Annotated in this window: 13 protein-coding genes and 2 tRNA genes; 8 read left to right on the forward strand and 7 right to left on the reverse strand. The window is 69.7% G+C overall.

Annotated features, from left to right (window positions below; genetic code table 11):
- Positions 1–73: 73 nt before the first annotated feature.
- Positions 74–904 carry a phosphoribosylaminoimidazolesuccinocarboxamide synthase gene (locus ACRWNM_RS01455; protein ID WP_431962618.1) on the forward strand — a complete coding sequence of 277 codons (831 nt, stop codon included), beginning with the start codon at positions 74–76 and terminating at the stop codon, positions 902–904.
- Between the two features lie 31 nt (positions 905–935).
- Here the strand turns inward: ACRWNM_RS01455 and ACRWNM_RS01460 are convergent, their stop codons facing one another.
- The 4 genes from ACRWNM_RS01460 to ACRWNM_RS01475 form a co-directional block, all read right to left on the reverse strand.
- The gene (locus ACRWNM_RS01460; protein WP_431963565.1) at positions 936–1,475 is read right to left on the reverse strand and encodes an NUDIX domain-containing protein; all 540 of its coding nucleotides are present in this window, start codon (positions 1,473–1,475) and stop codon (positions 936–938) included.
- 190 nt (positions 1,476–1,665) lie between these two features.
- Positions 1,666–2,898 carry an RNA polymerase sigma factor gene (locus ACRWNM_RS01465; RefSeq protein ID WP_431962620.1) on the reverse strand — a complete coding sequence of 411 codons (1,233 nt, stop codon included), beginning with the start codon at positions 2,896–2,898 and terminating at the stop codon, positions 1,666–1,668.
- Positions 2,895–3,296 carry a YciI family protein gene (locus tag ACRWNM_RS01470; protein WP_431962622.1) on the reverse strand — a complete coding sequence of 134 codons (402 nt, stop codon included), beginning with the start codon at positions 3,294–3,296 and terminating at the stop codon, positions 2,895–2,897. The genes ACRWNM_RS01465 and ACRWNM_RS01470 overlap by 4 nt, the downstream gene beginning before the upstream one ends.
- Positions 3,297–3,402: 106 nt before the next feature.
- On the reverse strand, positions 3,403–4,635 hold the full coding sequence (locus tag ACRWNM_RS01475; RefSeq protein ID WP_431962624.1) for an NAD(P)/FAD-dependent oxidoreductase: 1,233 nt from the start codon (positions 4,633–4,635) through the stop codon (positions 3,403–3,405).
- A 180-nt stretch (positions 4,636–4,815) separates the two neighbouring features.
- On the opposite strand from ACRWNM_RS01475, the gene ACRWNM_RS01480 reads away from it, so the two are divergent.
- On the forward strand, positions 4,816–5,457 hold the full coding sequence (locus ACRWNM_RS01480) for a DsbA family protein (protein WP_431962626.1): 642 nt from the start codon (positions 4,816–4,818) through the stop codon (positions 5,455–5,457).
- A gap of 44 nt (positions 5,458–5,501) precedes the next feature.
- Here the strand turns inward: ACRWNM_RS01480 and ACRWNM_RS01485 are convergent, their stop codons facing one another.
- The gene (locus tag ACRWNM_RS01485) at positions 5,502–6,440 is read right to left on the reverse strand and encodes a M48 family metallopeptidase (protein WP_431962628.1); all 939 of its coding nucleotides are present in this window, start codon (positions 6,438–6,440) and stop codon (positions 5,502–5,504) included.
- 533 nt (positions 6,441–6,973) lie between these two features.
- On the opposite strand from ACRWNM_RS01485, the gene ACRWNM_RS01490 reads away from it, so the two are divergent.
- Both ACRWNM_RS01490 and ACRWNM_RS01495 read left to right on the forward strand, forming a co-directional pair.
- Positions 6,974–7,447, forward strand: a complete 474-nt coding sequence (locus tag ACRWNM_RS01490) for a ribose-5-phosphate isomerase (protein WP_431962630.1) — start codon at positions 6,974–6,976, stop codon at positions 7,445–7,447.
- A gap of 14 nt (positions 7,448–7,461) precedes the next feature.
- Complete coding sequence (locus ACRWNM_RS01495) at positions 7,462–8,262, forward strand: Fpg/Nei family DNA glycosylase (RefSeq protein ID WP_431962632.1); 801 nt, start codon at positions 7,462–7,464, stop codon at positions 8,260–8,262.
- Between the two features lie 59 nt (positions 8,263–8,321).
- On the opposite strand, the gene ACRWNM_RS01500 is transcribed toward ACRWNM_RS01495, so the two are convergent.
- Positions 8,322–9,278, reverse strand: coding sequence for a diguanylate cyclase domain-containing protein (locus ACRWNM_RS01500; protein WP_431962634.1), 957 nt, complete (start codon positions 9,276–9,278; stop codon positions 8,322–8,324).
- 708 nt (positions 9,279–9,986) lie between these two features.
- On the opposite strand from ACRWNM_RS01500, the gene ACRWNM_RS01505 reads away from it, so the two are divergent.
- A tRNA-Gly gene (locus ACRWNM_RS01505) sits at positions 9,987–10,057 on the forward strand.
- Between the two features lie 46 nt (positions 10,058–10,103).
- A tRNA-Pro gene (locus ACRWNM_RS01510) sits at positions 10,104–10,180 on the forward strand.
- Between the two features lie 223 nt (positions 10,181–10,403).
- Here the strand turns inward: ACRWNM_RS01510 and ACRWNM_RS01515 are convergent.
- Entirely contained in the window at positions 10,404–10,892 is a 489-nt protein-coding gene (locus ACRWNM_RS01515; protein WP_431962636.1) for an FBP domain-containing protein, read from the reverse strand.
- Between the two features lie 255 nt (positions 10,893–11,147).
- Here ACRWNM_RS01515 and ACRWNM_RS01520 point away from each other — a divergent pair, with 255 nt between their 5' ends.
- On the forward strand, positions 11,148–11,798 hold the full coding sequence (locus ACRWNM_RS01520) for a peptide deformylase (protein ID WP_431962638.1): 651 nt from the start codon (positions 11,148–11,150) through the stop codon (positions 11,796–11,798).
- A gap of 203 nt (positions 11,799–12,001) precedes the next feature.
- The gene (locus ACRWNM_RS01525; protein ID WP_431962640.1) at positions 12,002–12,160 is read left to right on the forward strand and encodes a hypothetical protein; all 159 of its coding nucleotides are present in this window, start codon (positions 12,002–12,004) and stop codon (positions 12,158–12,160) included.
- Positions 12,161–12,179: the final 19 nt, after the last annotated feature.

Here is a 12,179-nt window from a genome sequence, read left to right on the forward strand (position 1 = left end):
CGGCCCGCGTGGAGCGCGGCGGTATCGTTCCTGTGCAGCGCAGACACACATCGAGGGATTCGGAGGCTCCACGTTGAAGCATGTGCACGCCGGTAAGGTGCGCGACCTGTACGAGGACGGCGACACGTTGCTGCTCGTAGCCTCCGATCGGGTCTCGGTGTACGACGTGGTGCTGCCGACGCCGATCCCGGAGAAGGGCGCGCTGCTGACGCAGCTGTCGAACTGGTGGTTCCGTTTCTTCTCCGACGTGCCCAACCACGTGCTGTCCACCACCGACGTCCCGGCGGAATTCGCGGGCCGCGGCGTCCGGGTGAAGCCGCTGAAGATGGTGCACGTGGAGTGCATCGCCCGCGGCTACCTCACCGGATCGGGCCTGAAGGAGTACGAGCGCAGCGGCACCGTGTCCGGCGTCGCGCTGCCGCCCGGCCTGCGCGACGGCGACAAGCTGCCCGAGCCGATCTTCACGCCCACCAGCAAGGCGTCCGAGGGTCACGACGAGCCGATCACCTTCGCCGACGTGGTGAACCAGGAGGGCCGCGAGGTCGCCGAGCAGCTGCGCGCCCGCACCCTCGACATCTACCTGCGCGGGGCCGAGCACGCTGCGGGCAAGGGCGTCATCATCGCGGACACGAAGGTCGAATTCGGCTGGGACGGCGACGTTCTCACCCTGGGCGACGAGGTGCTCACCTCCGACTCCTCACGGTTCTGGCCCGCCGACCAGTGGCAGCCGGGTCGCCCGCAGCCCTCGTTCGACAAGCAGTTCGTCCGGGACTGGTCCACCTCGACCGGATGGGACAAGGAGCCTCCCGGCCCGGAGATTCCGGCCGACATCGTGGACGCCACCCGGCGCAAGTACCAGGAGGCGTACGAGCTCATCACCGGCGAGAAGTGGGTGTCCGCCTGAGCGTCGCCAGGCACGCGCCGGTCCTGCGTGCTCAGGGCCGCGCGTCGTGGGGCCGGTCCGGGTCTCGGTCGCGCAGATGCTCGGCGAGGCGGTCGAGGTAGGGCCGTTGCCCGCTGACCAGTTTGTCGCGGGCGGCGGCCAGATCGAACCACTCGGCGCGATCGATCTCGGGGAAGGCGACGAGTCGGCCGGAGTGCGGCGGCCATTCCATCTCGAAGGTGCCCGGGTTCACCTCGGCCGGGTCGAGGTCGCCTTCGACCGCCCAGGCCAGCAGCCGCTTGCGGCCGCTGCTGTAGTGCACCTCGCCCATCGGGACCCATTCGCCTTCCGGCGCGGGTAGACCCAGCTCCTCGGTGAACTCGCGGCGAGCCGCCAGCGCCGCGTCTTCGGCGTCCGGTACGTATTCGCCCTTCGGGATCGACCAGGCGCCATTGTCCTTGCGCGCCCAGAACGGCCCGCCCATGTGGCCGAGCAGGACCTCGGGATCACCCGCTTCCGTGCGGCGGAACAGCAGGACGCCCGCGCTGAATGTCGCTGTCACACCAGCAGTCTGCCCGCCGGATCGCAGCATGCGGTCTTCGACCCGCGAGAATCGTGCCGCAGTACAGCGCATTTAGGCTCCGCCGGGATCGCCCACGTCGGTGCCGACCAGTCCGGAGGTCACGTTCGTCCGCGATCGTTGATGTTTGTGCCGCGCCGCTGACCAGCTCGGAGGACACGTTCGTCACGCCCTGCCCGATCGGTTCGCGGGGCGGCCGCGATCAGCGCCGCGCCGCCGACGCTTGGTGCAGTCGCGCCGCGCGCAGCGTCAGATAGTCGCGCTCCGGCAGGCTCGTGGTGCGCCCGGCCGCCGCGGTGTAGTGCGCGATGGCGGCCGCGTGGTCGCCGGCCATCTCGTACAGGTGCCCGCGCACGGCGTCCAGCCGGTGCCCGGCCGCGCCGAGTGAGTCGTCCAGGGCGTCGACCAGTTCGAGCCCCCCGGACGGACCGTGCACCATCGCGACCGCGACCGCACGGTTGAGACTGACCATCGGATTCGGCGCGATGCGTTCGAGCAGGTTGTAGAGGGCCAGGATGCGCGGCCAGTCGGTGTCCTCGGCGCGCAGCGCCTGCCCGTGCACTGCCGCGATGGCCGCCTGCACCTGGTAGGAGCCGGTGAGTCCGTGCGACAGGGTGCCCGTGATCAGCCGCACGCCCTCGGTGATCATGGCCCGGTCCCAGCGGCCGCGCTGCTGTTCGGCCAGCGGGATCAGCTCGCCGTGCGGTCCGACGCGGGCGGCCCGGCGGGCATCGGTGAGCAGCATGAGCGCCAGCAGGCCGGTGACCTCGACATCGTCGGGCAGCAGACGGTGCACGGCGCGGGTCAGCCGGATCGCCTCGCCGGAGAGGTCGGTGCGCTGCAATTCGGCGCCGGAGGTGGTGGTGTGTCCCTCGGTGAAGATCAGATACAGCACGTGCAGCACCGAGCCGAGGCGCTCCCGCCATTCGGCATCGCCGGGCCGGGCGAACGGACGATCCAGCCCCGCGAGGCGCTTCTTGGCCCGCGCGATGCGCTGGGCAATGGTCGGTTCCGGCAGCAGGAAGGCGCGCGCGATCTCCGCGGTGGTGAGTCCGCCGACCGCCCGCAGCGTCAGCGCGATCGCGCTCGCCGAGGACAGTGCCGGGTGGCAGCACAGGAAGAACATCGCCAGCGTGTCGTCCCGGTCGACGGTCTCGGCGCCCGGCGCCTCGCGATCGAAAACCGCTGTCTCCCTGCGTCGCCGGGACACCTCGGCGCGCACCGCGTCCGCCATTCTGCGCTGTGCGACCTGGACCAGCCAGCCGCGCGGATTGTCCGGCAGTCCCTCGGCGGGCCACTGGGTCGCCGCCGCCAGCATGGCCTCCTGCACCGCGTCCTCGGCGGCGTCGAAGTCGCCGAACCGGCGCACCAAGACGCCGAGGACCCGGGGTGCGAGTTCGCGCAGCAGGGCCTCGGCGCCGGGCGTGATCGTCACTGTTCGGCGGCGGGAGCGCTCATCACCGCGCGCACTTCGATGTACTCGCCGATCGGCTTGCCGCCGGGGCCGGGCGCGGCCGAGGCCTGGGCGGCGATCTGCAACGCGCGTTCGGGGCTGTCCACATCGACGATCCAGTACCCGGCCAGGAATTCCTTGGTCTCGGGGAACGGGCCGTCGGTGATCACCGGGGCGGAGCGGCCGTCGGCGCTGACCACCCGCGCCTCCTGCGGTCCGGCCAAGCCCTGCGCGTCGACCAGTTCGCCCGACTTGGCCAGTTCTTCGCCCAGCGCGCGCTGGAAGTCGATGTGCGCCTCGATGTCCTCTGGAGCCCACTCCGAGATCGGGGTGTCGCAGAAGGCGGCTTCGCTGTAGGTCTTGAGCAACATGTACTTCACGGTCGGCTCCTCGCGTATCGGCGCGCCCCTTCGGCGCTCTCGCAGGTAGGTCGGAACGGAGCGCCGCGCTTCGACACGTCACGCGCGCGGTCCTCGGTGATCTGGATCACAGGGGAGTCGAGGTGTCCGCGAGACGGTCGGGATCGACCGGTTCGCCCGCGGTGATCAGCTCCTTGATCCGGTCGGTCACGTCCCACACGTTGACGTTCATGCCCGCCAGCACCCGGTTCTGCGAGTCCAGCCAGAACGCGACGAACTCGCGCCCGTCCAGATCGCCGCGCACCACCACGTGGTCGTACCCGCCCGGCGCGGCGTAGCCGGTGTACTCCATGCCCAGGTCGTACTGATCGGTGAAGAAATAAGGCAGCCGGTCGTAGGTCGCGGATTTGCCGAGCATGGTCGCGGCCGCGACAGCGGGCTGGTTGAGCGCGTTGGCCCAGTGCTCCACCCGGATGCGGCGGTCGAGTCCGGGATGCTGCTGTTCGGCGATGTCGCCGACGGCGACGATGTCCGGATCGCTGGTGACCAGGCTCGCGTCGACGAGCACGCCCTTGTCCACCTCGAGCCCCGCCGCCGCGGCGATCTCGATATTCGGCTTGGCGCCCACCGCGACGAGCACTGCATCGGCGGCGACGGTCGTCCCGTCGGCCAGCCGCAGCCCGTCGGCGATGTCCGTCGCGATGCCCTCGTGCGTGGTGATCGCCTCGACCTGGGCGCCGAGGCGGAGATCGACGCCGTGCGCGCGGTGCAGATCGGCGAAGACCGAGCCCATCTCGGGCCCGAGCGCGCCGAGCAGTGGCTGTTCGGCGGTCTCCACCACGGTGACCTCGACCCCGGCGGCGCGTGCCGCCGCCGCCACCTCGAGACCGATCCAGCCCGCGCCGATGATGGCGAGCCGATCGCTCTGGCCGAACAGCTCGATGAGAGTGTCGGAGTCCTCGATGAAGCGCAGCGTGTAGACGTTGGGGGCGTCGGCGCCCGGCAGTGGCAGGGTGCGCGGTGTCGATCCGGTGGCCAGCGCCAGCTTGTCGTAGGCGAGGGTGGAGTCGTCCGGCAGCGTGATCGTCTTCGCGTCTCGATCGATCCCGGTGACAGTGGTGCCGAGCAGCAGCTCCACGTGGTGATCGCGGTACCACTGGGCCGGATCGACGGTGAAATCGGCGAGCCGCTTCTTGCCGAACAGGTGTTCCTTGGACAGCGGAGGTCGTTCGTAGGGCAGATGTTCCTCGGCGCTGACGAGGGTGATCGTCCCGTCGAAGTCGTTGTCGCGCAGGGCTTCCGCCAGCTTGGCCGCGGCGAGCCCGCCGCCGACGATCACGAAACGCCGATCCGAGGTCATGGCGGACTCCTTCTCAGGGGAGGGAACGCGTGCCCACTCGAGCCTACTGTCGGCGGGGGTTTCGCAACGCGGTATCCGGACATGATCCGGACCGGGAACGAATCGCCGGGCGCCGTGGTTGGTTCCGGATAACGGCGCTCGCGCGCCGTGCTTCTTGCATGCGATCGAGAGGAACGACCCGTGACCGACACGGCCGAGAAGAACGTCGCCGATTTCTGGTTCGACCCGCTGTGCCCCTGGTGTTGGATCACTTCCCGCTGGATCTTGGAGGTCGAGCAGGTCCGCGACATCGAGGCGCGTTTCCACGTGATGAGCCTGGCGGTGCTGAACGAGGGCCGCGATCTGCCCGAGCAGTACCGCGAGCTGATGAACAGTGCCTGGGGCCCGGTGCGCGTCGCCATCGCCGCCGCCAAGGATCACGGTGACAAGGTGCTCGCGCCGCTCTACACCGCGATGGGCAGCCGCATCCACGACCGCAAGGCCGAATACGAGCGCCCGACCCGCACGGAGAGCCTGGCCGCGGTGATCGCCGACGCGCTCGCGGAGGTGGGCCTGCCCGCCGAGCTCGCGCAGGCCGCCGAGAGCACCGAGTACGACGAGGCGTTGCGCAAGAGCCACCACGAGGGCATGGACAAGGTCGGCAAGGACGTCGGCACCCCGACCATTCATGTCAACGGCGTGGCGTTCTTCGGTCCCGTGCTCTCGCGCATTCCGCGCGGAGAGGACGCGGGCAAGGTCTGGGACGGCGTCGTCGCGCTGGCCTCCTACCCGCACTTCTTCGAGCTCAAGCGGACCAGGACCGAAGACCCCGTCTTCGACTGAACGCGAAACCGGGCGCCGCGTACTCGCGGCGCCCGGTCGTCGGCTCAGGGCACCGGCTTCGGCGGCAGGCTCGGCACCTCGCCGTACGGGCCGTACGGCGCGGCGCCCATCGGGGGCTGCGGGTTGGGGCGCAGGAAGAGCCTGCCGTGCCTGCTGCGATCACGCAGCGCCCACATCCGCCAGGTCAGCACCGGGTGCGAGGACAGGGCGTTGACGAACCAGACGAATCCGCCCTTCTCGGTGGCGGCGCGATCGGCCATCTCGTCGAAGCCGACCAAGGTGTTCATGTACTTGCCCGCCGCCAGCGTGCCCATCGCGGCGGCCGCGCCGGTGTGCCGGTTGCAGTAGCCGTGGTTGTCGGCGGTGTACTCCTGCGAGCGGATCAGCGAACTGCCCAGGATCGGCAGGAACGGCACGAGGAACATGCCCAGCTGTCGCCAGTACGAGGTGTGCCCGGCGGCGATGTGGCCGACCTCGTGGCCGATGATGAACGCGAGCGCGTCGGGTTCGCGTGCCTTGCCGCCGATTTCGAACAGGTCGCTGTAGACCACCACGAAGCGCCGGAAGCCGTGCCCGGAGGCGAAGGCGTTGATCTGGCCGTTGCCGAGCACCACATAGGCGTCGGGCACCTTCGCCATGCCGAATCTGGCGGCCGCGTCGACCACCATCTGATAGCCCTCGGGGAATTGCGTCGGCGACATCCGCACGCCGTTCACCCGCTGTGTCGCGTAGTTGAAACCGCGCCCCGCCCAGACCAGCAGCGGCGCGAACACCAGCAGCAGCAGATAGTCGCTCGGCACCGCGCCGTCGGCGAGTGTGACGACGAGCATGAGGATGGCGATCAGGTACGCGACCACCGTGCACACCACCACGACGACGAGCAGCGGGATCTCCCAGCTGTGCCGGGCGGGCATCCCGAACGGGGAGAGGCCACGCGGCATGCTCTGCGGCGGTACGGGCGGCGGAGCGCCGTACGGCGTCATCGGCGCGGATCCGTAGGGCGTCGAGGGCACACCGCCGTAGGGCGTCGGCGACCCAACGCCGTAGGGCGTCGGAGACCCAGCGCCGTAAGGTGCCGAAGACCCAGTGCCGTAGGGCGTCGAGGACCCAGTTGTGTAGGGCGCCGAAGGCGCGTCGTTGTAGGGCGACGTCGGTGTGGCGCCATGAGATGACGTGCCGTAGGTCGGGTGGGCGCCGGTGTGCTGTGGCGTCGCCGTGCCGTGCTGCGACGGTTGCTGCGTGTGCCCCCACCCGCTCGGCGGCGCGTTCGGTGGCTCCGGCTGGTCGGCTCGGTCCGGCGGCGTCGGTTCGTGCGGCTGCATGAGGTGCACTCTATTCATCGGTGGGGACGGGTTTCTCGCGTCCGAGGGGCCAGCGACGCTGTGCAGTCGGACACACCTGGTCGGCGCCCGCGGACACCTCCCGTGTCAGCAGATTCGCGCAGCGCGGCCCCGGTGTTAATCGCGGACGGTGCCCTCTCGGATTCGCCGTCGCGTGGCCTGACACAATCGCAGCCATGCGCGTATACCTGGGTGCCGACCATGCCGGTTTCGAACTGAAGAATCACGTCAAGGCCCATCTCCAGCAGGCGGGCCACGAGGTCGTCGACTGCGGCGCCCTCGAGTACGACGCCCTGGACGACTACCCCGCCTTCTGCATCGAGGCGGCGCGCCGCACCGTCGCCGACCCGGGCAGCCTCGGCCTGGTCTTCGGCGGCAGCGGCAACGGCGAGCAGATCGCCGCGAACAAGGTGCCCGGCGCCCGCTGTGCCCTCGCCTGGAGCGTGGAGACCGCGAAGCTGGCCCGCGAGCACAACAACGCGCAGCTGATCGGCATCGGCGGCCGCATGCACTCCACCGAGGAGGCGCTGGCCATCGTCGACGCGTTCGTCGCCACCGCGTGGTCCGAGGAGGAGCGTCACCAGCGCCGCATCGACATCCTGGCCGAGTACGAGAAGACCGGTGTCGCCCCCGCCGTCCCGGCGTACTGAGGTCGCGTCGGCAGATGCCTGAAGGGCATACGCTGCACCGCCTGGCGAGCCAGCATCAGCAGGTGTTCGCGGGCGGTGTGGTGCGGGTGTCGAGTCCACAGGGCCGGTTCGCCGACGGCGCCGCCCTGGTGGACGGGCAACGGCTCGTGCGCTCGGAGGCGCATGGCAAACACCTGCTCCATCACTACGAATCCGGGCTCGCGGTGCACGTGCACCTCGGGCTCTACGGCAAGTTCTACGACTCGGAGCTGCCGATGGGCGCGCCGGTCGGACAGGTCAGGATGCGGATGATCGGCGGCGCGGGCGTCGGCACCGACCTGCGCGGCCCCGCCGCGTGCGAGGTGCTGCTCCCGCCGGAGGTCGAGGCGCTGACCGACCGTCTCGGCGCCGACCCGCTGCGCACCGACGCCGACCCGGATCGCGCCTACGCGCGAATCCGCCGTTCTCGCAGGCCGATCGGCGCGCTGCTGATGGACCAGAGCGTGATCGCCGGTGTCGGGAACGTCTACCGGGCCGAAGTGCTCTTCCGGCACGGCATTTCGCCCTACCGTCCCGGCGTCGATCTGAGTGCCGAAGAGTGGCGCGCCCTCTGGGCGGATCTGGTCGAGCTGATGCCGGTCGGTGTGGCGACCGGGCGCATGCACGTGGTGCGCCCCGAACACGACCACGGCGAGCCGTCTTACGCCCCCGATCGTCCGCGCACCTATGTGTACCGCCGCCCCGGCGCGGGTTGCCGAGTGTGTGCCGGACCGGTTGCTCACGCGGTGCTGGAGGGGCGCAACCTCTTCTGGTGCCCTGCCTGCCAGCCGAGTTGAGCGCGTTCCGCGCGTCTGCCGGGCCCCGGTGCGCCCGCGGGCGCACCGGGTTGCCGAGTTCAGCCGGCGACGGCCGCGTCTACCTCCGGTTCGTCGGAATCGGAGAACGCGAACCGTCGCCCACCCGCCGTCTTGGCCGTGTACATCGCCCGGTCGGCGCGTCGGAGCAGATCGGTGAAGTCGCACGGGGCGCCCGGCGGGTTGTAGGCGGTGCCCACACTCGCGGAGACCGGCACCGGGCCCGCCGACGACCACACCGGGTCGCGCAGCGCACCCACGATGCGGTTGGCGATCTCGGTGAGGGTCTTGCCGTCCCGGTTCACCGCGAGCACGAACTCGTCACCGCCGTACCGGCAGATCACCGTGTCCGGCGGGCACACCTCCCGCAGCCGGTTGGCCAGCTCGACCAGCACCTCGTCGCCCACCGCGTGCCCGTAGCCGTCGTTGATCTGCTTGAACCGGTCCAGGTCGATCAGCAGCAGGCCGACGCAGCTGTTCGGGTCGGTGGCCATCCTGCGCACCTGATCCTGGAGCAGGGTGCGGTTGGCCAGGTCGGTCAGCGCGTCGTGGGTGGCCTCGTGGCGCAGCCGGTGCTGTAAGGCGGCGATCTCCTGCACGCGCAGCGACACCTTGGCCGACAGGCTCTGCTCCTGCTGGGCCAGCGCCCGCTCCTGCAAGGCCTGGGCGTAGCTGTCGATGGCCTGGCTGGCCACGAACGGCCAGCGGGTCGCCACCAGCGAGCCCGGCCTGCCCGACGGGAAGCCGAGCAGCCAGCGGCTGGCCTGGGCCAGCATCCTGGTCCGCTCGAAGGGCGGCTCGGCGAGGCGCGCGCCGAGCATCCGCGCCTCCGGCACGGGGAAGGGTTCGTGCTTGGCCAGATACAGCAGCCGTTCGACCAGCTCGATGAGAACAGGTTCCAGCTGCTGCGGTGTCGTGTGCGAGCCCGGCTCGGAGCACACGGCCCGTGCCCAGGCGCGACACATCGCGGCGACTGGCGGTTCGATGTCGGTCGCCATCGTCTTCACCGATCGCGGGCGACGTCGGTACCCGGGTGCCCTGTGTGCACACAGGTGCCGGCTTCACCCCGATCACTACTGCTACGCGGTTCTGTCCACCTCGCTCGGTGCACGCTCACCGCCCCCTTTCCAGATACCCCCGTCCGGCAAAAAGGATCCTAGCAAGCCACCCGGCACTGAAAAACGGCGTTTTACAACGAGTTTTCGATGCCTCGCGAATGGCGATCTGATGTGTGATCGTTACAGCGGCCCGGGCGTTACACAACGATTCGGGTTCGCTGGTGAGTCGCGCGTCGACACGCCGGGAGTGTGCTGAATCACCCGCTCGGGTGGGCTCTTCGGGCTCCGGCGGAGTGCGGGCCGCGTGGTTCGAGATGTCGGGATCGGGGTGGTCGGCGTCGGTGATGTTTTCGGTGTGTCGCCAGGGTCGGCGTGTCGTGTCGGTCGGCTCGCGGTCCGTTCCGTGCGGGACCTTCGTGCGGCCTGCCCGGATCCTGGTGCGCGCGGGGTGGGTCGGTATCGGTTCGGCGTGGGACCGCCGTTCCCGGGGACGGCTCGCTCGGCTTCGGAATATCGCGCACTGGATGATCAGGGCCGACGGCTCGAAGGGCGCCGTGTGGACGGGGGCGATTGGCGTTTCCGGAACCGGATTCGGTACAGTGCGTGGTGCACACGACATCGTGGCGATCCCATCGATGTCGTATGCCTGCGGGTGTAGTTCAATGGTAGAACCTCAGCCTTCCAAGCTGATGGTGCGGGTTCGATTCCCGTCACCCGCTCAAGGAACGATTCATACTCGTCGGTGGCCCCGCCACCGCGAGGCCACGGGGTGTAGCGCAGCTTGGTAGCGCATCCGCTTTGGGAGCGGAGGGTCGCAGGTTCAAATCCTGTCACCCCGACCATCTTTCGACCTTCCCGGCCCCGATGGTGTCCGGCTCGGTGAATGTGGCTGGGATTCCTCTCCGGACGGGGCGGTCCGGTCGCTGTCGGCGCGTCTCGATCGGAGAGGAATCCCGGGCGCCCCGAGTTTCGATGGGGGAGTGGGGGACTCGGGGCGCTGTCGGGATGCGCGGTAACGAGTGTCGGCGCATGGCATCTACCTCCTTTCGGGTGGGCGACCGTGAGTCAGCTGTAGAGCCGCGTGAGGAAGGCGTCGATGTTCTCGCGGACCCGGTCGATCTTCTCGTCGAGCGTCAGGTCTTCGCGGTAGCGGCTGCCGAGGGCGGGGCGCTTCTTCCCGCGCGCGTACAGCGAGCAGGCCAGATCGGTGCACATGTAGGTGCCGATCGAGTTGCCGCGGCGGCCGGAGTCGCCCGCCTTGTGCGCGGTCATCAGGACCACGTCGCCGCCGGTGTGCGTGGTCAGGCAGATCGCGCACATCTGCGGTTTGCCGGTCCCGCCCGTCTCGTGGCGCAGTGCGACGCCGATCAGCCGCTCGTCTCGCGGAACCACCAGGTAGCAGCGGCCGGGCAGCGATGGATCACCCCAACCGAGGAAATCCAGATCGTCCCATGGGCGCTCCTCGAGGTCGCGCGGCACGGACAACCGCTTCGCGTCTCCTTTGGAACAGTTGACGAACGACGACCTGATGTCGCGTTCGGTGACAGGTTTCATGACAGTGTCGACTCCTTTCGGTCGATAGCGGACAAACCGACGCGACGTTACGGACCCCGGCGCCCGCGAACAACGGATTTTCCGGCGCGGGACGCGGCGCACCGCGAGACCGCGGGCGCGTCGGCCGAGCCCCATGTCTTCCGTCGCGAGCCGGGGAGGAATCGGGCCCGCACCGCTCCGGCCCGGATCGCTTCGTGGCCGCGAATCGGCTGCCCCGGCGCGGAACCGATCCCGCTCGGTTGCGATGCTGGCGGCATGGAGGTCCCTTTCGATGATGCGCGGCCGCTGGCGGCTCGGGTAGCCCAACTTCTCTCCGTCGACGGCCCCTTGCCGATCGTCGCGGCGGGCGACCCCGTGCTGCGCAGGCCGAGCGCACCATTCGACGGACAGCTCGACGACGACCTGCTGGCGCGGTTCATCGCCGCACTGCGCGAGACGATGCACGCTGCACCGGGCGTCGGCCTCGCCGCCGCGCAGGTCGGAATTCCGTTGCGCCTGGCCGTGATCGAGGACTTCGCAGAGGTCTCGGACGAGGTCCGCGCCGCCCGTGAGCGGCGGCCGGTGCCATTCCGCGTCCTGATCAACCCGAGGTATCGGCCGACCGGCCCGGCCGAGGCCGCCTTCTTCGAGGGTTGCCTCAGCGTCCCCGGTTGGCAGGCCGTCGTCGCCCGTCCCGCCGAAATCCACCTCACCGCCCACGACGAACACGGCCACCCGATCGACGAGATCGTCCGAGGCTGGCCCGCCCGCATCGTCCAGCACGAAACCGACCACCTCGACGGCACCCTCTACCTGGACCGCGCCGAACTCCGCTCCCTGTCGACCAACGACGCCGTCGCCACCCGCTGGCCGCACCCCACCCCGCACTCCGCCGCCGAATCCCTCGGCTTCGACCTCCCTGGGTGAGTCACCCGTAACGGATTCGCGTGCAACACTTTCGACCGCCTGTGTCGGCGTTCTGGGGGGTATCCTCGAATACGCCGAGCCGCCCTGCGGCGCGGGCTCAGTCAGGGCACCCGTACGTCGGTGCCGAACCGCCACCGAGATGACCCGGCCACCCGGTGTCGCCGGATCGGCCTTTCACGATGGATCACCTCAAAGTATTCAACGTGCGAAACTTCGGCGGGCCCGGTGGGAGCGATGAGGGCCTGCGCCAAGACGGCCCCGCGCTGATCACCGAGATCGACCGGATGATCACCGGGGTCCAAGAGTTCCTGGCGTCCTTCCTCGGCCAAGCACGAGAAGACCTCGGAATCGGCGACTCCTGAGCCGCACGCGGCGCGCGAT

The sequence above is a fragment of the Nocardia sp. bgisy134 genome (assembly GCF_965341865.1).
GTDB lineage: Bacteria > Actinomycetota > Actinomycetes > Mycobacteriales > Mycobacteriaceae > Nocardia.